This window comes from Halorussus aquaticus, from assembly GCF_024218795.1.
GTDB classification, from domain to species: domain Archaea; phylum Halobacteriota; class Halobacteria; order Halobacteriales; family Haladaptataceae; genus Halorussus; species Halorussus aquaticus.
This window is the reverse complement of the sequence record NZ_CP100401.1, coordinates 261,043-280,761: the sequence shown is the minus strand read 5'-3', so window position 1 is coordinate 280,761 and position 19,719 is coordinate 261,043. Positions and strand designations below refer to the sequence as shown.

The 19,719-nt window shown below is 64.1% G+C and carries 20 protein-coding genes; 9 read left to right on the top strand and 11 right to left on the bottom strand.

Annotated features, from left to right (window positions below; translation table 11 throughout):
- The first annotated feature begins 36 nt into the window (after positions 1-36).
- Positions 37-429 (top strand): CopG family ribbon-helix-helix protein, encoded by a 393-nt coding sequence (locus NGM06_RS19785; protein ID WP_254270132.1) that lies wholly within the window; start codon positions 37-39, stop codon positions 427-429.
- A 128-nt stretch (positions 430-557) separates the two neighbouring features.
- Here NGM06_RS19785 and NGM06_RS19780 read toward each other — a convergent pair whose 3' ends face one another.
- The 4 genes from NGM06_RS19780 to NGM06_RS19765 are packed head-to-tail and all read right to left on the bottom strand — an operon-like array spanning position 558 to position 5,363.
- Entirely contained in the window at positions 558-2,066 is a 1,509-nt protein-coding gene (locus tag NGM06_RS19780; RefSeq protein WP_254270131.1) for a DUF7519 family protein, read from the bottom strand.
- Positions 2,063-3,562 carry a DUF58 domain-containing protein gene (locus NGM06_RS19775; protein WP_254270130.1) on the bottom strand — a complete coding sequence of 500 codons (1,500 nt, stop codon included), beginning with the start codon at positions 3,560-3,562 and terminating at the stop codon, positions 2,063-2,065. Before NGM06_RS19775 ends, NGM06_RS19780 begins: the two co-directional genes overlap by 4 nt.
- Entirely contained in the window at positions 3,559-4,314 is a 756-nt protein-coding gene (locus NGM06_RS19770) for a DUF7269 family protein (protein ID WP_254270129.1), read from the bottom strand. The genes NGM06_RS19775 and NGM06_RS19770 overlap by 4 nt, the downstream gene beginning before the upstream one ends.
- Positions 4,311-5,363 carry a DUF4129 domain-containing protein gene (locus NGM06_RS19765; protein WP_254270128.1) on the bottom strand — a complete coding sequence of 351 codons (1,053 nt, stop codon included), beginning with the start codon at positions 5,361-5,363 and terminating at the stop codon, positions 4,311-4,313. Before NGM06_RS19765 ends, NGM06_RS19770 begins: the two co-directional genes overlap by 4 nt.
- Positions 5,364-5,431: 68 nt before the next feature.
- Here NGM06_RS19765 and NGM06_RS19760 point away from each other — a divergent pair, with 68 nt between their 5' ends.
- A complete protein-coding gene (locus NGM06_RS19760) occupies positions 5,432-6,562 on the top strand; it encodes a M48 family metalloprotease (protein WP_254270127.1) in 1,131 nt (376 codons plus the stop codon).
- A 96-nt stretch (positions 6,563-6,658) separates the two neighbouring features.
- Here the strand turns inward: NGM06_RS19760 and NGM06_RS19755 are convergent, their stop codons facing one another.
- Positions 6,659-7,459 carry a TrmB family transcriptional regulator gene (locus NGM06_RS19755; RefSeq protein WP_254270126.1) on the bottom strand — a complete coding sequence of 267 codons (801 nt, stop codon included), beginning with the start codon at positions 7,457-7,459 and terminating at the stop codon, positions 6,659-6,661.
- Between the two features lie 529 nt (positions 7,460-7,988).
- On the opposite strand from NGM06_RS19755, the gene NGM06_RS19750 reads away from it, so the two are divergent.
- Positions 7,989-8,312, top strand: coding sequence for a DUF7344 domain-containing protein (locus NGM06_RS19750; protein ID WP_254270125.1), 324 nt, complete (start codon positions 7,989-7,991; stop codon positions 8,310-8,312).
- A 156-nt stretch (positions 8,313-8,468) separates the two neighbouring features.
- Here NGM06_RS19750 and NGM06_RS19745 read toward each other — a convergent pair whose 3' ends face one another.
- Together NGM06_RS19745 and NGM06_RS19740 are read right to left on the bottom strand one after the other, a co-directional pair.
- Complete coding sequence (locus NGM06_RS19745) at positions 8,469-9,071, bottom strand: halocyanin domain-containing protein (protein WP_379793618.1); 603 nt, start codon at positions 9,069-9,071, stop codon at positions 8,469-8,471.
- A gap of 3 nt (positions 9,072-9,074) precedes the next feature.
- Positions 9,075-10,214 (bottom strand): multicopper oxidase domain-containing protein, encoded by a 1,140-nt coding sequence (locus NGM06_RS19740; protein WP_254270124.1) that lies wholly within the window; start codon positions 10,212-10,214, stop codon positions 9,075-9,077.
- A 296-nt stretch (positions 10,215-10,510) separates the two neighbouring features.
- On the opposite strand from NGM06_RS19740, the gene NGM06_RS19735 reads away from it, so the two are divergent.
- The 4 genes from NGM06_RS19735 (at position 10,511) to NGM06_RS19725 (ending at position 12,986) form a co-directional block, all read left to right on the top strand.
- Entirely contained in the window at positions 10,511-11,824 is a 1,314-nt protein-coding gene (locus NGM06_RS19735) for a hypothetical protein (protein WP_254270123.1), read from the top strand.
- Positions 11,825-11,867: 43 nt separating this feature from the next.
- Entirely contained in the window at positions 11,868-12,245 is a 378-nt protein-coding gene (locus NGM06_RS24530; RefSeq protein WP_465260984.1) for an Ig-like domain-containing protein, read from the top strand.
- Positions 12,246-12,324: 79 nt separating this feature from the next.
- On the top strand, positions 12,325-12,702 hold the full coding sequence (locus NGM06_RS19730) for a winged helix-turn-helix domain-containing protein (protein WP_254270122.1): 378 nt from the start codon (positions 12,325-12,327) through the stop codon (positions 12,700-12,702).
- Positions 12,699-12,986 carry a DUF7521 family protein gene (locus tag NGM06_RS19725; protein ID WP_254270121.1) on the top strand — a complete coding sequence of 96 codons (288 nt, stop codon included), beginning with the start codon at positions 12,699-12,701 and terminating at the stop codon, positions 12,984-12,986. Before NGM06_RS19730 ends, NGM06_RS19725 begins: the two co-directional genes overlap by 4 nt.
- A 12-nt stretch (positions 12,987-12,998) precedes the next feature.
- Here NGM06_RS19725 and NGM06_RS19720 read toward each other — a convergent pair whose 3' ends face one another.
- A complete protein-coding gene (locus NGM06_RS19720) occupies positions 12,999-13,349 on the bottom strand; it encodes a hypothetical protein (RefSeq protein WP_254270120.1) in 351 nt (116 codons plus the stop codon).
- A gap of 81 nt (positions 13,350-13,430) precedes the next feature.
- A complete protein-coding gene (locus tag NGM06_RS19715; protein WP_254270119.1) occupies positions 13,431-13,883 on the bottom strand; it encodes a type IV pilin N-terminal domain-containing protein in 453 nt (150 codons plus the stop codon).
- Positions 13,884-14,152: 269 nt separating this feature from the next.
- On the opposite strand from NGM06_RS19715, the gene NGM06_RS19710 reads away from it, so the two are divergent.
- The gene (locus NGM06_RS19710; protein ID WP_254270118.1) at positions 14,153-15,940 is read left to right on the top strand and encodes an ABC transporter substrate-binding protein; all 1,788 of its coding nucleotides are present in this window, start codon (positions 14,153-14,155) and stop codon (positions 15,938-15,940) included.
- A gap of 217 nt (positions 15,941-16,157) precedes the next feature.
- Here the strand turns inward: NGM06_RS19710 and NGM06_RS19705 are convergent, their stop codons facing one another.
- Positions 16,158-16,916, bottom strand: a complete 759-nt coding sequence (locus NGM06_RS19705) for a DUF7504 family protein (protein ID WP_254270117.1) — start codon at positions 16,914-16,916, stop codon at positions 16,158-16,160.
- A gap of 372 nt (positions 16,917-17,288) precedes the next feature.
- Here NGM06_RS19705 and NGM06_RS24480 point away from each other — a divergent pair, with 372 nt between their 5' ends.
- Positions 17,289-17,423: a DUF7503 family protein gene (locus tag NGM06_RS24480; protein ID WP_438267636.1), complete on the top strand. Its 135-nt coding sequence runs from the start codon at positions 17,289-17,291 to the stop codon at positions 17,421-17,423.
- On the opposite strand, the gene NGM06_RS19700 is transcribed toward NGM06_RS24480, so the two are convergent.
- Positions 17,420-19,675, bottom strand: coding sequence for a CHAT domain-containing protein (locus NGM06_RS19700; protein WP_254270116.1), 2,256 nt, complete (start codon positions 19,673-19,675; stop codon positions 17,420-17,422). The two genes, NGM06_RS24480 and NGM06_RS19700, sit on opposite strands and share 4 nt — an antisense overlap.
- Positions 19,676-19,719: the final 44 nt, after the last annotated feature.

Genomic DNA, 19,719 nt, shown 5'->3' with positions numbered 1-19,719 from the left:
GAAATACCCAACCGCCCCGACGACCCACACCACCACATGCGAACCAGCCTCAACGTTCCCGACGACGTCCTCGCGGCCTTCGACGAGACGTGGCAGGCCGAAGGTATCGACTCGCGCTCGCGGGCCGTCCGCGAGGCCATGCGCGAGTACGTCGAGTCCCACGCCGAACTCGAATCCGCCGAGGGCGACGTGATGGCCGTCCTCGCCTACGACTACGAACACGACGCGGTGATTCACGACCTCCACGGCGTCCAGCACGAGTTCGGCGAGGTCATCACCGCGACCAACCACGTCCACCGCGGCGACTGGTGCATGGAGACCGCCTTCTGCGAGGGTCCCGCTTCGGAAGTCCGCGAACTGGTCTACCGCCTCCGGGACTTCGACGCCGTGGCGCGAGTCACGGTGATGGTGCTGCAAGCGGACAGATAGACCACGGGTCCGATAGCATCGTCGGCGGTGACCGCCGACACGCGTTTCCGTGACGTACTCTCCGTCTATTGCGTATCGAAGACGCGGCCGACCGTCTGAGAGACCCAGACGATTCCAGAGGGAGACTCCTACTCCCCCCGCTCGAACAACACCGCGAAGCACAGCACCGCGACCAGCAGGAGCGCCACGGCGAGTCTCGCGCGCCACGCGGGCGGCGTGAGCGGAACCGACCCCATGACGAACGCAGTCAGGCCAGCGAGTGCGACTCCGCCGGTACCGACTAGCAGCGACCCGACCGCGTGGGTCGCCTCACCGGCGCGCGTCTCGGCCTCGGACCCGACCTGTGCGCCGAGTTCCACCGCGTTGGTCCCGAGGTCGTGGACCACCAGCGCCGCGGCGACGCCCGCGAACACCGCCAGCGCCGACCCGCCGCCGTCGGCGACGACCAGCGACGCGACGAACAGCGCCCCGCCGGACACCGCGAACCCGCTCGCCGAGTCGGTGATAGCCCACGGCGCGACCGCCGTGGCGAGGACGTGACGGGCGGCGGCGACGGCGAACAGCGTGGCCGACATCGTTCCGGCGACTGTCGCCGTCAGGCCGACCGCTTTCGCCGTCTCCGCCCACTCCGGCCCAGCGAGACCTGCGAGCGCGTCGGCGGTCTGCGGGAGCGCGACCGCGAACAGGACCGCCGCGACGAGCGTCACGATTCCGCCCGCGGCGTGGGCCACCGACTGCGGCGGGTCGCTCCCCGCCCACGCGACGAACACGCCCTGCAGGCCCCGCGCGAGCAGGACGGAAACGAGGACCCCGAGGACCGCGGCCAGCGGGACGTGCAGGACCCCCGAGAACAGCACCAGCGCGACCCCGTCCCCGAAGACCGACAGCGAGTCGAGGAACGCCCCGAACCAGCGCGGTCCCCACGAACTGAGCGCCAGAATCACCTGCAGGGCGAAGACGGCCCAGTAGGACCGCGGCAGGTCCTCTGCCCGGAAGCCGAACCGCTCTACGGTCGCGGCCCGGAGGTCGCGGTTCTCGGGGAGCCACTGGTCCAGCACGGGCACCGCGACGTGGACTAACTCCACGACCAGTAGTAGTTCGATCTGAAGCACGACCAACAGCGCGAGCGCGCTCGACGCGACGACCGGGACGGCGTCGGTCCCGACGCGGAACAGGGCGCTGAACACGCCCGTGTAGAGCAGCACCGCGAGGACGGTCCCGACCGCCAGCACCGTCGCCGAGCGCCAGACGGCCCTGACGGCGGGGCGTTCGACTCGGTCGTCGAACGAGACGGTCGCGTTGACCGCCACCGCGGCGACTGCCGCGCCGACCAGCGGGGCCACCGCGCCGCCGTCGAGCAGGGCGACACCCGCGAACGCGGCGGTCCCCGCGACGATACCGACGCTCCCGACCGCCTGCCGCGCGTTCGTCTCCGACTGCGCTGCCCGGACCCCGAGCGCGGCCACGATAGCCCCGGCCGCAGTTCCGAGGACCGCATCGAGACTCCCGTCGGCGGTCCCGAGCGCGAGTCCCGCCAGTAGCGCCACCAGCACGGCGAGCGTCCCGCTGAACGGTGCGGCCCGCATCTCCGGGAGCAGTTCGGTCTCGGCGTCGTCCGTCCAGTCGCGCCGCGTCATCCGGACCACCTCGCGGTCGCCGCGGACACGGCGGCACGAATCGGTTCGTCGGGCGACCAATCGACGACTCGCACGCCGCCCCGTAGCCCAGCGAGTCGCTCCTCGCGTTCGATTCGGTCGATGGCTCCGCCCACCGTCCCCGACCCCGTCACGTCCGGACTGACGACCGTCACGGCGTGACCGTACGCCCGGAACCGCTCGGCGACTTCGACGGCGTAGTCGTCGGCCATCGGCGACAGGAAGACGACTTGGGCCGCGTTCGGCATCCGCTTGCGGAGCGTGTCGAACCGGTCCTCGTTGGCGCGGTTCCGACGCCGCTCGGAGAAGATGCCCTCGAGGCGGTCGGTCGGCGGCGCGGTCGATTCGAGTTCCGCCCGGACCCGGGCGACCTGCTCGTCGCCGCCCGCCGGGGCGAGGTACCGCTCGTCCGGACCGAATATCGAGAGACCGACGCGGTCGTTTCGCCGGGCGAACGCCTCCGCGAGTCGTTCGGCGGCGTACTCGGCGAGTTCCACGGCGTCGGGTTCGCCCGCCCGGCGCGCGACGAGGGCGGGCGTCCGGGCGTCCACGACAACCATCACGGTCGCGGCCCGCGTCTCGCGGAAATCGACCGTCGTGAGTTCGCGGCTCTTCGCGTACCGCTTCCAGTCGATTCGGCTCATCGGGTCCGACGACTGGTACTCGCGCGTGGCGTAGAACTCCACGCCCTCGCCGCCCGAGTCGGTCGTGACCTGTCCCGGATGCGACGACGTGTCGGCCGGGAGCGGAACGTCGTCGGCGCGGGTCTCGCAGGTAATCGTCGTGGCGGCGTCGGCCGCATCGCCCGGCGCGCGGGCGTCCCGCTCGGTCCGGCGCTCGGCGCTCCCGCTGACGTTCCGCGCCACGAGGTCGGTCCGGCCGAACTCGTGGGTGCCGCGGCGCGCTCGGACCTCGTAGGTGAACGTCGCCTCCTCGCCGGGACGGAGGCTGGTGCAGTGGCGCGGCGACCCCGAGACGACGCCGAGTCGCTCGGGCACTCCGTCCACGATTCGGAGGTCCGAAATCGGTTTCTCGCCCTCGTTCCGAACCGTCAGGGCGATTTCCACGTCGCTGCTCGGCAGGGGCGACCGCTCGGAGATGGCGCGCTCGACCGACACGTCGAGGTCGGGCGGCCGGGTGCCGTATCGGTAGGCGGCGTAGGCGAACCCGACGACTCCGGCGAGGAACACGGTCGTGTTCTTGGTGAGGATGCCGCCCGCTCCCGCGAGCAGGGCGACGGTGGTGCCGGGGTCCCACTGCGGGCCGATTCTGGTGGCGGACGGAAGACCGTCGGTCGGTTCGTCTTCGCGGCCGTCAGCCGAATCCTCGTGGTCGCCGTGCGCTGTGCCGTCGTCCTCGGCGTCCGTCGGTCGGCGTTCCTGTCGCTCGGATTTGTTGTTGGCGACGCGGAACGCCGCGACGTAGATGCTTCCGAGGATTCCCATCATCAGTACTGCGATGAGAGGAGTATTGCTCATCGCTCGGCCACCTCCAGTCGTGCGTCGCGGTTCCGCTCGCGTCCGTCGCCGTTCGCGGTCGCCGAACCGGGAGACCCGGTCCCGCTATCCGAGCCGGTCGGTTTACTGCGCTCGATGGTCTCTATCTCGGCGACAGCGCGGGTCGCCCATCGCTCGAACCGCTCGCCGCTGGCCCAGTCGCGGATGCGGGTCCGGAGCGGCGCGAGGCGTCGGCCGCCGAGGAAGGCGGCCGCCCGCGGGTCGTCGGTCCACGACCCCGCCGAGATTCGCTCGGCGGCGGTCTCCGAGTCGATGCGCTCGGCGTCGGCGACCACGGAAATCGCGGTCTCGCGGATTCGAGTCCGCACGTTCCGGCGTCGCGCGTAGAGGTCGTCGGTCTCGTCGGGGTTCGCGCCCAGCACCGAATCGACCGTCTCTCCGGTGGTCCGGTGTTCGTCGTAGTAGGCGCGCTCGGGCACTCGGCCCCGCGTTCGGCGGTCGAACCCGACGGCTCGCGGGCCGGACTCGCTGGACTTCCCCGTGGCGCTTTCGCGGAACGCGTTCGCACCGAGTAGTCCCGCGGCGACGCCGAACAGCAGAATCGAGACGGGCGAGGCGACGACGGTCGAAACAGGCCGGACCATCTCGGCCGGGAACAGCCATGGGAGGAAGGCGACGCCCAGCGCGAGCGCCAGCGACGCCCCGCCCACGACTGCGAGGGTCTGGGGCTGTTGGACTCTGGCGCTCGCTCGGCCGAGGAGTCGCGGAATCACTTCTCACCCCTCCAGTAGTCGCGGAGTCGGGAGAGCGCCGACCGGGCCGAGTCGGTCCGGCCGTCTCGGGGCAGGTCGCCGTACCGGACCTCCCGGAAGGCGTCGGTGAGGCGTCGGACCGCCTCGTCGGGGTACCCCCGCCGGGCGGCGGCCCGGGCGACTTCGCCGGGCGTCCGAGCGTCCCGGTTCCGGACCGCGACTCGGTCGCGCATCGTCTGCCACGCCTCCTCGACGGAGGGCGGGGCGGTGTCCTCGGGTTCGTCTCTCGGTGTCCCCCCGGCGTTTCCGCTGTCCTCGTTTCGGCTCCGTCCGCCGAAACTTGGCACGCTGACGTTCCCGAGACTGGTGAGGATGCCCGCTCCGGCACCGAGACCGGCGAGCGCCCGCGGAACCGCGGTGAACGTCACGGCGAGTCCCCGTGCGCCGATTCGGAGGGCGTCTGCGGTTCCGCGTCCGGCGGCCGAGAGGACGGTCCCGAAGCTACGGCCGACCTCACTGGTCAGGGCGGCGGCGTCGTCCAGCAGTCGGGGGACCGACGCCGAGAGACCGACGACCAGCGTCATGGTCCGGGTCGGGATGCCGCCGACCAGTTCGCCGAGCGGGGTGTCGCCGACGACGATTGTGAACGGGAGGATTCCGGCGGCCCCACTCAGCGAGAGCACGCCGGTCCAAAACCCGACGAGGCTGAGGACGCCGACCAGCGCCAGCGGGACGCCGACGAGCGCACCGAAGAGGTCGTCGCCTCCGCCGGTGTCACCGCCGCTGGCGGCGGTCGTGGTCGTCGTGGTCGTCTCGGTCGTCGTGCCACCACCGTCCGCGGAGTCGGCGTCCCGAGTGGTCGTGTCGAGTTGCGGGGTCGATTCGACGGTCGTCTGCTCGTTCGCGTCGGGACCGCCTCCGCCACCGGGCGGCGCGTCGCCGCCGCCGCCACCGACGCCGACGCCAGCGGGGTGATTCCCGAAACCGCTGGCGGGCAGGAGGGTAGCGGCGATGGCGACGGCGAAGACGCAGAGGGCGGCGAGGGCGGCGCGGCGGCGTTCGTGTGCCACGAATGAGGGGAAAACTTTCAGTCAAATATATCTTCCTCTCCGTCATAGCCCCAACCAGTCAGCCCTCCATGTCACGACACTCCGCATCGAACGACGGTCCGCCCGACGACTCAGCCCTCACGTACCGAATCGCGGTCACGTTGGCACTGGTGCTGGCCGCCGACGCGCTGTTCGTCGCGGTCGTCGCGTACCTCCTCAGGCCGTGGCTCCTCCCGCTATTCGGCGGTCGGTCGGCCGCCGGGCAGTCGCTCGGCGGACTGCCCGTCGCGTGGGTCGCGCTCGTCGCACCCGCCACGCTCGCGCTCGCGTGGGCGCAACTCCGGTACACGCGTCGAGAGGCGCTCGCGGCGGCCGACGCCCGACCCGTGGGCGAATCGGCGTACCCCGACCTCCACGCTCGCCTGCGCCGTCTCGCCCAGTCCGCCGACGTGACGCCGCCGACGCTCGCGGTCGCGGAGACCGACGCGGCGAATAGTTTCACGGTCGGCGACCTCCGCGGCGGGACCGTCGCGGTCTCGACCGGCCTGTTAGCCGCGCTCTCCGACGACGAACTCGACGCCGTGCTGGCCCACGAACTCGCGCACCTCCAGAATCGCGACGCCGCGGTGATGACGCTGGCGACGTTCCTCCCGGCGCTCGCCAACGACGAGTACTCCCTGTTCGAGGCGGTCTCCGCTCCCGTCCGGACGCTCGCGCTCGGCGTCGCCCTCGTCGGGGGGTACGCGGTCAGCACCGCACTGGTCGCCGCCCCGCCGTTCGGTGTCGAATCGCTCCTCGCGTTCGCCGGATTCGTCGCCTTCACGGTCCTGTTCGGCGGCGTCGCGCTCGGCCTGCTGGCGCTCCCGGTGGCCGTTCTGAGCGGCCGCCTCTCCCGGTACCGGGAGTTCGCCGCAGACCGGGCCGGGGCGCTGCTCGCGGGCGACCCCGCGGCGATGGCCAGCGCACTGGAGACGCTGGCAGACGACGCTCCCTCGCGGCCGACCGACGACGCGAGAGCGAGCGACGTTCGGTCTCCCGGCGCTCGGTCCGGCGTCCGGGAACTCTGCTTTCTCCCTCACGGTATCGCGGACGCGGACGCCGAGGACGGGGACGCTCCGCTCGCGGACCTGCCGGTCGAAGTGGAGACGCATCCGCCGACTGACGAGCGAATCGCACGCCTGCGCGACCTCGCGGCGGAGGGACCGGAGAGGTATCGGTAGGTCGTCGTCCCGTTTACGAGGTTACGCGGTCTGAATCGACCGGTGCCACGTCCGGCAGTTGCCGAGTTCACGCAGGAATACGCTGGCAGTGACGAGTTACGTACCGGGGTCCTGCTGGGAGAGGAGTCCGGTCGCCATCAGTCGTCGCGTGATGACGACGAGTCCGTTCTCGAACCCGCGTCCGAAAATCGCCCGTTCGGTCCGCGCTTCCTCGTTCATCGAACTCAGGAGAATCGTACTCTCGTCGACCAACAGCATCCGGCCGATAGCGGTGTCGTCACCGGCCGTGCCGTGGAGCCAATCGAGTTCGGACACGAACACCTCCGCGTCCGGGATGGCGTTCCGGAGTTCGCCGCTTTGGCCCGGCACGGCCGTCCCGATCAGCACGTCGAGGCCCCGCTCGGTCGCGTCGTTGAGTTTCTCCACGATGTCGTCGGTGACGATGGACGGCGAACTCACGACGAAGATGACCTCCTCCTCGGCGTCGTCGAGGAGTTGTAACATTCGGCTGGTGATGCCTTCGGTGCCCGACAGCGACCACACCTCGTGGGTCACCTTGCTGTCACTCTCGTTCGCCGGTTCGATGTCGTCGAGAATCTCCTGCAGTTCGTCAACGCGGGACTCGTACTGTCGTCGGAGGGTCTGGGTGGCCTCTTCGAGGGGGACTGCCCGGTACTGGCGCGGGTTCGTGTGCTGGATTTCGACCAGTCCCTGCGCTTCCAACACTCGAATCGCGTCGTAGACTCGCGTCCGGGGAACGTCCGCGATTTCGCTTATCTGTTTGGCCGTCGCCGTCTCTTTCCGCGTCAGGGCGACGAAACACTTCGCCTCGTACTCTTTCAGGCCGAGTTGCTGGAGCAGTCCAGCGGCCTGCGCTTGTTTGTCGGTATCGACCATGGTGTCCCAACCACCACCGGGTGAACCCCGGAGATACCTCCATTTCGTGTTCCTGTCCTTTAGTCATTGTCGTACAGTTCTCACACCAACTCCGCTCTCTGTAGCCTTTCACCTGTTCTACCACTGTCTTTCGTCCGTCGGCACTCCGCCGATAGTCTTCACTCACTTAATCACACAAACTATATAGGACGTGATATCGAAAACGAAAGTGGCACGCAGTCTGTAGTGTCCCAACCACTCGTCAACTGCGTGCTACGTCCTGCCACCTCGTGGCAGGATTCTAGTGAGAAGTGGTCAGTGTTCTCCGAGAGACGCTGGCCGTCGCGACGGATTTCGAGAGCCAATTATGGCTGGCTCTGTTGTGAGGAATCGGGTGACTGGTGCTTACAGACGTTTCAGACTCTTTTGCGCGGACGTGGGAGATTACACTCTCGAACGTGACGCCTGTGTGAATTCGGAATAACGGCGGACTAATCCGTCTTCCGACCATCCGTCATCGTATCAACTATCGACGACAGGACACGCTACAATGAACGACGAACCAGAGCAAATCGACCGCATTCTGAAGGTCCTCCGGAACAAGGAGCGTCGGAAGATAGTCGAACACTTCGCCAACAGCGATACCGACACCGCTTCGATGGAAGCACTCGCTGACCAACTCGCTCGGCTATCGGTCGAGACGGACGGGAGCGCGGAGTCGCCCACGGACGCGACCCGGACTCAACTCCACCACGTTCACCTCCCGAAACTGGAGGACCACGGCGTCGTCGAGTACGATTCGCGGACGGGCGACGTGCGATATCACTCCGACGAACGAGTCGAATCCATCGTGTCGTCTCTCGCGGACCTGTAGCGCGAACGCTTCTCCGGTAGCCGAGCAGTGTGGAAGTGTGAACCGAGTATCCGCGACGATGGACGCGTGAGTTCGACGGTCGTAGTACAGTGGCGAGCAAACAGTGAGATGTGGCGAGCGAATAGAGCGAACCGCCGACCGAACAACCGAATCACGTTACCGTCCGCGGAGGTCCCTGTCGGGGTCGCGCCCGAACAGGACCAGCGCGAACGCTATCGGCGACAGCAGACCGAGCAGGACGCTTCCGCCGACCGCGTACTCGTCTGCCGACAGCGAGAAGCCGCTCGACTCCCCGCCCGAGGCGGCCCCCGATGCTGCCTCGGAGCCGACGACGACAGCGCCCTTCATGCCCATCGCCTTGTGGGGCACACAGGCGTACTTGACGACGCCCGTCTCCTCGAACGTCTGGCTGAAGGTGTGGCCCTGCGAGTCGGTCATCTCGCTCTCGAAGGACCCGTCCTCGGCGGCGACGTTGTGGCTACCGCCCTTACCGGTCCACTTCCAGACCACTTTCGTGCCGGGGTCCACCCGGACGGCGGCCGGGCCGAACGCGAAGTTACCGTTGTTCCCTTTCGCGCCCACCTCAATCGTCACCTCGGATTTGCCGGTCTCGTCCACCACGCCGTCGTAGTTCGACACGCCGTCCAACCAAGACGACAGGCCGCTCTGAGCGGCGGCGGACCCGGGGAGTCCGGCCGCGGCGGCCGTCCCCGCGGCGGCACCTCTCATCACGTCGCGTCGCGTGCATCGTTGCGTCATGGCTTATCCCTCGTATCCGGCGTACTCCATCAGTTGCGCGAAGATGTCGGTGTCCATCGCCGACTCGTAGACGACGCCGTTGAGCATCCCGCCGGGGTAGCTCCGGCCGTTCATCACGTGGTTGACCTTGTGACAGTGCATCAGGTAGATGCCGGGTTCGGCGTCGGCCGTGAACTCGATGGTGTGGCGCTCGGCGGGCGCGATGTTGGTCACGTCCATGTCGTGGCGCGCGGCCTCCGGGACGACCCCGCCGTCCTTCTCGACCCGCTGGAACCTGTGATTGTGGATGTGCATCGGGTGAGACATGTACCCGCCGTTGACTATGTGGAGGCGGACCGACTCGCCCTGCTTGACGATTATCGGCGACCCGTCCTCGGGGTGGAGCGTCCGGGGCGCGGACTTGCCGTTGACGGTGAACACGTCGGGGTTACGCTTGCGCGGGTTGTAACTCGCGCTCTCGCCCGCCATCATCCGGGAGAGCGAGGAGTCCCACTCCTTGACCGTCATGAAGTACTCCCTGTCGGCGGGTTCGTACCCCTTGGGGTCCACGCGGAAGATTCCGAACATCCCCATCTCGATGTGTCGCGGGGTCTGGAAGTGGCAGTGGTAGAGGTGGGTACCGGGCACGTTGGCGGGTATCTGGTAGGTGTGCTTCTCGCCCGGTTCGACCGTGATACCCGTCGTCGTGGGCACGCCGTCGTTCTTCCACGTCTTCTGGACGCCGTGGAAGTGGACGGTGTGGGGCCGCTTCCCGCCGGTGTTGTCCAGCGTGACCTCCATGTCGTCGCCCTCGGTCGTCCGCAGGATGGGACCGGGGACGCTCGGGTCCCGGTCGTCGGCCTGAAACGCCCAGACTCTGGGGAGTTCGACCGGGCCGCCCATCGTGTCGAGCGGGTGGACTTCGTGCTTCGCGGGTTGGGTCTTGAGGGTCACTTTGCCGCCCTGCTCGTTCACGTTCACTACTTCCGGGGGACTCGTCGTGGGAAGGGAGTTCTGGGATTGCATGGCTCGCTGTCGGGTCGTCTGTTGGTCGCGTCCGCTCGGTGCCGTACATCCCGCCGCGGCGGCCAGACCGCCAGCGCCGGTCGCTTTCAGAAAGTCGCGTCGAGACGGACCGTCTCCGGGTGCTCCGATGTCGGTCATTGGTACACTTGCGACTTAGAGGGGCTACTTAAAGAGCGGCGGCGGTGATTCTCAGCGGCTGGGACGGAACTCGAACATGTTCGGCCCTGATAGAAACAATCGCAGTTGTGCTTAGAACCATAATAAATGTGTTAATTTCATAGGATTATAGATGGAAACCATGGCCAGAAATGTAGTCTAAGTAATAACATGGGCAAGACTACTACACCACAATACATGGGGGGATTATCCAAATTATTTTTAGCTCATACAAGTATAAAAATATATGTCGTAGAGGTATCTACTGGAGACTGAGGATGAAAGAAAAACCTCACTTCAATCGACGGAAAACGCTGAAAGCTATAGGTGCATCGACGATAGGACTGACGCAGTTGAGCAATTCTGTTTCAGCAAATACTAGTGGGAAATATGTCGGTTGGGCATACGACCCGCAGACGTTTGAGCATCTCGGAGAGGCGTCGGCGCAGTTCTCCGCCCGAAATGATCAACTCCATGGACTCCTTCGCGTTGGAGACAAAAAGTACAACCTATCTCAGGAGAGGAAAACGTACGAACGCCAAGCCGGAAAAGACGTTCTTCGGAGTTTTATAAAAAAGAAGCCCACACCCAACGCTCACAAGAAAGGACTGGCTTCCGCGGAGACAATTGAGGTACAAACGCTCTCGAAGGGAGGGATCACCGGCCGAATTAAGGATTCTTCCTTTGAGACGATCGCTTTCACTCTTGTCCCACAACGAACTGGGGCGAAATCTAGCCTTCGTGGTTTCATGAAAGATACTGAGCCGCGTGTGACAAACAAAACATCATATAGTGGAGTGACACCTGAAAGCAAATCGGGTACAACGTCGTCCCCTACGGCCACTTCTGGTTCAGTTTCTACTTCCAGTACCAGTAATTGCGTTGATGGAAGTGGCGAATACTCTGAACCGACAAATGTGAAGGTCCAAGATATGGAGAAGGCGGAAGGCACGGTTAAGTACGACTCGGATGGCTGGCATTACGTTAGCCACCTATCACCGGATAACCAGAACGAGACCCACTCATACTACGAAATCCCTAAAGGTGGGTCAAATAGATGGCATTTCAACTCCTACTTCGAGAAAGGTCTTCAATTTGACCAGAACTATCCTACGAGCCATGAGGAGTATTACTACGGGGCTCTCCCTGGGATGGTTAATTACCACATTGAACCATCCCAAAGCAACGAGGGTAACAATAGCGAAATTTGGTTCAATAACGAGGCTCCCAAAGAAGATGATGCCGGAAGTTGGGGTGGATTCGAAATTTACGCCGAGGCATCAATGGGCCCACTTTCTACCGGTATAAAAGCCGGTGTGCCCATTGGAGATAGCGGTGGAGTTATTTTTGACGAAAAGAACTACTACTACTCTGATTGGGAGATCGACGCAACAGCTCTCACGGAGTCCTGTGAAGGCGGTGTCTTCTTCGACGTAAATAGCACCGGTGGATCAACCGGCTGGGAGTACATGCAGGGACACTCAAAGGTACCAATAAGTTACTACCGACAGCACACAAATGATCCGGGTAGTGAGGTTTACTACTCGGAGACTGTGCAGGTTGATCACTACTTCAATGCCTACGTAGTTTAATTCCACTGTACTTTTTTGTTCTCCACACTATACCGGTATTCAAATGAAGTGCTATAGTCGCCGACGGTTGCTTACATCTATGAGTGTACCGATTAGCTCTTTCGGTGTTGGCTGTCTGTCGTTTCTATCAGATGCCAAAGTAGATGTCATAGTAATTAATGATAGCGGTAATGAACGAGATGTTAGAATTGCAGTTACAACAGAAGACGGAAATGAGGTCTTTGACCGAACAATCACCGTGGGACCTGATACTCACAAGAAAATCGAATCTGCTTTCAAAGGAGGAGAATATCGAGCGCGGGTTCAGGTGAATAATTCTGTAACACGAACAACACCGATAACGATGAATGGTTGTACTACCCAGAGATTCGTTGTTTCCCTTAGTCCTCAACAGGTGAGTCTCTCTCTTGATGACTGTTAACTGAACGGCCGTAAAACCGAGACGAGAGCCTGTTCTAAGTCGAACCAATTATGTATCGCCTTTGGAAACCATCGGTTAGATGGTTCGAGATCCGGTGGGCGTGGAGGACGCGCCCGACCTGCAGGCTATCCTCGATGCCCTCGACGACCCGGACTGCCGGGCCATCGTCAAGCAACTCGACGAACCCATGACAGCGAGCGAAATCTCGGACGCGACCGACATCCCGCTCTCGACGGTCTACCGGAAACTCGACGCGCTGACCGAGGCGTCCCTACTTTCGGAACTGACCGAAGTCCGGAGCGACGGCCACCACACGACGCGCTACGACTTGGACTTCGACGAGGTGTCGTTCTCGTTGACCGAGGACAAGGAGTTCGACGTATCGGTCTCGCGACCGTCGCGCACGGCCGAGGAACGACTCGCGGACATGTGGTCGGAGGTGCGCAAGGAGACATGAACGCGGACCTCGTCAGCGTCACGTCGCTCGTCGTGGCGCTCAAGACCATCACCCTCACGCTCGGCGGTCTCATCACCTACTTCACCTACCGGGCCTACCGGCGTACCGACTCGCCCGCGCTCCGGGCGCTCGCGCTCGGATTCGGCGTCGTCACGCTCGGCGCGTTCCTCGCGGGCATCGCCGACCAGATAGTCGGCGTGGACCGAACGACCGTCCTCGTCATCGAGAGCACGCTGACCGCGGCCGGATTCGGCGTCATCACCTACTCGGTGTACGTGGAGTGAGGTCGGCCGCCGTCACCCCGGACTCGACTCCCGGACGAAGAGGTAGACCGCGAGTCCGAGGAAGGTGGTGCTTATCGCGCCCGGGACGAGACCGACGCGCTCGTACTCCATCCCGCCCAGTAGCCAGAGGACTCCCAGCGTCGCGACGTAGACCGCCGCGAGCAGGTAGACCGTCGCGCGCCAGTACTCCGTGAAGAACAGCAGGATGCCCACGACGAACACTCCTGCGACGACGAAGAACTGCCGTTCGTCGGCGACGACGCCCAAGTAGACGTGAATTCCGGCGAGAGCGACCGCGAGAAGTAGGACTAGCCAATCGAACACGGTCTCGGTCTCGCCGTGAGTCCCACGCCCGATGCTCATGCGTCCGTCGTACGTGACGTGCCGCCAAATTCCTGTTCACGGGGTCTCGATCTGTTCGTGAGTCCGCTCTCGCTCGGGGAGTCACACCGTGGTGCTCCGTTCGGCGACGACGACAGTCTCGCCGTTCTTCACCGCGAGGACCGTCACCGTCACGCGGTCGCCGTCCGAAATCGTCGGTGACTTCCACTGCCCGACCGACCCGGAACTCACGGTCACGCCGTCGCCGTCCACCACGACCCGGTCTCCCACGCCGTCGAGTCCGACGACCCGGCGCTCGTCGCCGACCAGAATCTCGACTTTCAGTTCCTCCGCCCCGGCGGTCGCCAACCACGTCACCGCCACGCGGTCTTCGCTCGGCGAGTAATCGACCGTCGCGCTGGCGAACGTTCCCTGTTGGCTTCCGGCGAGACCGAACAACTGACTCCCCGCCGCAGTCGCCAGCAGTACCGTGATACCCACCAGCAGCACCGCGCCGATGGTGGGTGAGGTGGCGCGGTCCGCGGACAGCACGTCGGCGAGTCGGTTCCGTCTCATGGTGTCGTTCGTCTCTCGGGAGGAGGACCGAGTGTCACTTTGTTATGCACGAACTGTCGAGAGACAGCGTACGTCTGTCAGGACTCGACCTAGACTCGTTCGGAAGTACGCCGCCCGTACCCGCTCGTTCGCTACCGATTCCCGCGACCTCTCTTCTGTTCGAGAAGTTCCGGTCAAACACGCGACAGAAGCCTTCGTTTTACCAACCTCCCGCGTACCACATTATAAATAATTAACTACATATGCGATAGCGTGGTCCATCTATTCGCATGTCCGAGAAATCCAACATGTCACGGCGGTCGTTCCTCAAAGCGACCGGTGGGGCGGCATCGGCTAGCGTAATTGCGGGTACCGCGGCCGGGCAGGAGACGACCACGCAACAGGGCGGGGGCGGCGGCGGTTCTGGTGGGACGCTCAACCTCATCAATACCGGGACGATGAGTACGCTCGACCCCATCAAGGCGACCGACACCGCCTCCGGGCGAGTCATCCAGCAGATGTTCGACGCGCTGATGAACTATCCCGACGGAGCGATTGAAGTCCAGACGCAACTCGCGACGGGGTACGAGCGGTCCGACGACTTCACGACCTACACGTTCAACCTCAAAGAGGGCGCGCCGTTCCACGGCGACTTCGGCGAGGTCACGGCGCAGGACTTCATCTACTCGTGGGAGCGGTTGGCCGCCTCGGACAACTCCCGACGAGCGTACTTCATCCTCGACTCCATCGGGATCCAGCACGAGACCGACAGCGAGGGCAACTACAAGCCGGGAACGCTCGCCGTGGAGGCGGTAGACGACTATACGCTCCGGGTCACGCTGGAAGAACCGTTCCACGCCACGCTTCCGATACTGGCGTACACTTCGTTCGCGGCGCTCCCGGAGGGCATCCTCGGCGACATTCAGGGGTACGACGGTGAGATGGAGTACCAGACGTTCGCCACCCAGAACCCGATCGGGGCCGGTCCGTTCCAGTTCGAAACGTGGCAGTCCAACGACGAGGCCGAGGTCTCGCGGTTCCCGAACTACCACGGAGAGACCGCACAGGTCGAGGCCGTCAACTGGCGCATCATCGAAGACGACAACGCCATCTACACCTACGCGATGAATCGGAACGCGGACTACTTCCCGATTCCGACGCCGTTCTACGACCCGAACAAGGTCTCCGTGGAGAACACCGACGACAAGGGGCGCGAGACCGGGACGTACGGACCGGTCCGGAACGGTGCGACGGTGAACTATCTGGGCGTCGCCACTATCAACGCCTTCTACATCGGGTTCAACACGAACCGGGTCGAGAAACCCGCGCGGCAGGCCGCGGCGTACGCGATGAACCAACAGCAGGTCATCGAGCAGATATTCAAGGGCCGCGGACAGGCCGCCTACCACTTCACGCCGCCGAACATCTACCCTGGCGGCCCGGACGCCTACACCCAACACGCCGAGCAGAACTACCCGTACGGCTACAACCAGACCCAGATTCAGCAGGCCCGGCAGGTGATGGAGGACGCCGGTTACGGCCCGAACAACCAGTACGAGTTCACCTTCACCATCTACTCCGGGTCGGACACGTGGAACCAGACGGCCCAACTCCTGCGCGACCAGTTGGCCAGTGCGCATATCTCGATGAACATCGAGAGCGCGCCGTTCTCGACGCTCCTCCAGCGCGGCCGCGAGGGGAACCTGCAGGCGTACTCGCTGGGGTGGGTCATGGACTGGCCCGCGCCCGACAACTTCCTGCAGTTGCTCAACCCCCCGCAGACCGACACCTCGCAGGACGCGCCCATCTCGTACGTCAACTGGTCGGGTACTCCTGCGGCCAATCGGGCGGCCAGCGCCTACGAGCAGATAGAGGACAATCCCGCCCCGACCGACGAGGCCGAGGCGGCCCGTAACGAATCGTACGTCCAAATGGAGGAGGCCAACTGGGAGGACGTGGTGTTCCTGCCGGTCTATCACGAGACCGACGAGCGCTTCTGGTACCAGAACGTGGATATCTCGAAGTTCGGTGCCGCAGGGCCGAGTCGCCAGATGTACAACACGACCTCGATAAACTGACCCGACCCGCCGTTACCCGTTTTTTCGACGCGACGCTGACTCCTTCGGTCGAGCGATAGCTCGATTCTCCAGTCGGGTTAGAGTCGCCGAAACGGCACTCTACTCGACCGGCAACGACTCGACTGAGTGAGGAGAAAGCGGCGACGAATCGACCGACGGCACGGTGCGACCGACGTGACTCGAACGGGGGGCGACGGACCGACTCGGGCGGTGCGGATTACAGCGGTGTCCACTCGGTCGTGATATCCCGACCCGGGACGTGCCACCGTTGTTGGGCGTCGTGCCCTTGGTCGCCGGGGTCCACCGCTCGGAGTTCGATGATGGCGTCGGCCTGCGCGCCGAGCGACTGCACCCGGTCGCTCTCGTAGGCGTCCGGGAGCACGTAGTGGGCCATCCCGCGGTGGTCGCGGACGTGCCCGCCGACCATCTCCAGACACCGCCGGACGACGTCTACGCCGTGATGTTCGAGCAGCGGGACGAGCGAATCGACGCCGACCCGGAGGTCGGCCGGGGAGAGCACGTCGGCCGAGTCGGCGCTGTCTTCGATGGCCTCCACGAGCGCGGACTGCAGGCCGCGGAGTTCGGGGTCGGCGATACAGGTCTCCTGAATCCCGGCGAGTTCGGGGACGGTCGTCGCGTCGGCCGCGGCCGTAATCGACCGCGGCGCGCTCGCGTGATTCAGCAGTCGGGTCGTCTCGCCCAACGGACGCGGGGTCACGTCCGAGTCCGGAAGCCTGTCGGCGACGCTCTCCGGCGTGGCGTCGGTGACGGCCAGAACACGGTGGCGAAGCACCTCCGAGTCGCCGAGGAGTTGGGCGCTCGCGCGGGCGAACAACTCCCGCGGCGCGTCGCCGACGACCAGCAGATTACAGCCGGTCGCCTTGAGTTCGTTCAACAGACCCAGAAACGTCGTGAAGTCGTCCTCCGAGGGCGAGTCGTCCGGCGGCCCTCGTGGGGTGTATTCGTCCGTCGCCATGGTTTTGTTTATCACGTGTTCCACCCGTTGGGTTATAAATTTTCCCACCGAGAGTAGAATATATAAATTGGAGACGGCGATATTTACCGTTCTCCTGCGTCGGTCTAGCGGTTTGCGTCGGGGAAATTAGGTCGGAATGCGGCAGTTTAAATCGTCGTGGTGGACCGACAGTGGGGTTAGTTCTGATTTCGATTAATTTCCCTTTCCGATTCGAACCACCCACGTCAGAATCTGTACTCTGAGACCGTGGAACTAAGTATCTCCAAAACGACCACAATTCTGTAATTGTAGCTTACAGCCTTCGTATTTGTATATTACTATAGGTAAAATATAGAAAGTTAGATACTAAGGGCGGTTGAAGATAGGGGTGCAATGTCGAAAATGTCAGAGGTAACAGATTGGCTCGCAGCGAATCCGAAATTGATGGGTGCGCTATGGATGGCCACGCTCTTGCTCGCAGAAGCAGGACCTGTTGTCGCTAGCGGTGATGTAAAAATGGGTCCTTAATTATCTAGCAAGGCATCGGTCCACGTCAGTTCACCGTCCACAATCAATGGTTCTGAGATAGGCTGGAACTCCTTCTGAAGCCTGTCGAGTGTTACTTTCCACTGCTCCCCTGCTCCAACTGCAACGTGATGATGCGTAACTTCCGGAAGGTGTGTCCGGAAAGTGGCTCCGATACTGCAATTACGAATCGGATACGAATGAACTTCGACGACCATTTCATCGGTCTCAAAACAGTGTTCTGAGTCTTGACTGATGTGATACATACACGGAAGCATATTCTCACACTGCGCGAGTGTCACACCGGGGTCGCCAACTACCACGTAGTCCTTCCCGAGAGATGTATGCTCTCGCACGATTGTCATCGCGTGGCCGATGCTAAAGCCATGGAAGAACAACTCCGCCAACGTCTCGCCGACTTCTATCGCGCCCTCGTTCCACAGGTCGCCGAGACTCACCACGGCGGCGCTCGCGCCCGCCCGGACGAGTTCGACACCTTGGTCGTGGGACCGACAGCCGTTGAGTAGCACCGTCTTGGCGTTCGTCTCGTCGAGCGTCGCGGCGTCGAGGATTCCGTCCGAACACTGGAAGCCCAGTCCGTCGATGTGGCCGACGAAGTGGAACATGTCGCTCTCCTCGGCGAGCAGGTCGCGGAGTTCGTCGGTGGTGACGTCGAACTCGCTGCTAACGTCCGCACGCAGGTCGTCTCGGTCGTCGTAGATTTCGGCGGCCGACTCCAACTCCGCGCGCATCTCCGCGTCGTTGCAGACCACCGTTATCTCGACGCTCCCGTCCTCGGAATCGGGCGTCTCGTGCTCGAACGCTTCCTTCAGCAACTTCGTCCCCTCGACCGGCGTCCGGTCGCCTATCCACGCCTGTTCGAGCGCGTCCACGTCCGGGAGCGGCATGTAACCGCCTTCGCCCGGAACGCCGCGGGCGGCGTTCTCGTCACGGGCCGCGGTCCCGCTACCGAGCGGCGTGCCCTCCTCACCGTCCCCCTCGTTCTCGCGGGCCGACTCGGGGGTCTCCACCCCGTCGTTGCGGCGGACCGAACGCCGGAGGCTCGCCGACCGCAGGAAGTCCTCCTCGCCGTCCGCCGGTGTCGGATTCCGGACGAACGATTCCAACGCCTCGCCGGTCTGTCGCTGGGACTCCGTCGGCGACCACTGCTCGTCGCTGGACTGCTTCACGCGGACCAGCGACAGGTCGTTGACGACGTACGGCAAGAGTTCGACCGCGTCAGGGCCGGGGTCTTCCTCGACGTGCGTGATTCGGTGCCACGGCGATTCGACGGTCGCAATCGCCTCGTCTGACACCGCGAGGTACGCCCCGAGACGGTCGGCGGGCGGGGCGTCGTACAGCGCGCCGAAATCGAGGTCCGTGTGGGTCTCCAGCACGTCGCGCTCGTGGAGGTCGTCCGGATACAACCCTTCGGTTCTGGTCACGCAGTCCAGCAGTAAGACGCGCTTGAGTATCTCCTCGACCGATTCGCCGACCGACGCCACGTCGTCGCCGAGGTGTCGAATCTCTTCGGAGTCGGCCGTGAGTCTCGCGGTCTCGCCGGGGACGACCTCCGCGCCGAGATAGTAGGCCAGCGGAGCGACGGTGTAGACGTACCCGTACTCCGGCGGTACGGCAATCGTGATGCCGGTGTCCGGCACGTCCAACTCGTCGGGGATTACCAGTTCGTCCCCGCGCTCGACGCGCGGCGGGTGCCCCCGCAGGGTCGGCCACGCGCGCTCGGGCGAGGTCGTCTTGAGTGCGGAGGGGAACGCCGACACGGCCTCCATCATCGCTTCCGGGTCGTCCGGAACGGTAATGGTCGCGGCGGGGGAACTGTGGTAGGACCGCGCGCCGACCGTCACGGTCGTCTCGTCGCCTAACTCGATGACGACGCCGTCGTCGGTGGCGTCGATGCTCATCGCGCCGTCTATACGGAGGTAGATTTTTATCGGCGAGTGAAGTTCCAGCAGATACTCGTCCGCCGGGAACTCGGTCTTCATCGGGAGGTCGATGGAGGATCGGTGGTCGCCCTCGGGCGTCCGAACGTCCATCGGAACCGCGTAGGAGAACGAGAGTCGCCCGGTCCGAATCCGGCAGGCGGTGGCGACGGGGAACGCGAACTCGTCGGGGTCGGTCTCGGAGGGACTCACCGGCGAGTCCGTGCGCAACGAGAAGTGCCGTGTCTCTATCGGGTCGATGACGTCGAGGCCAGTCGCACCGGTGAGCGGACGGAACCTCGGATGCGTGGACATAGCTTGGCGGCCCCCTGAACTGTACGAGTAAACTCAGCCATCCC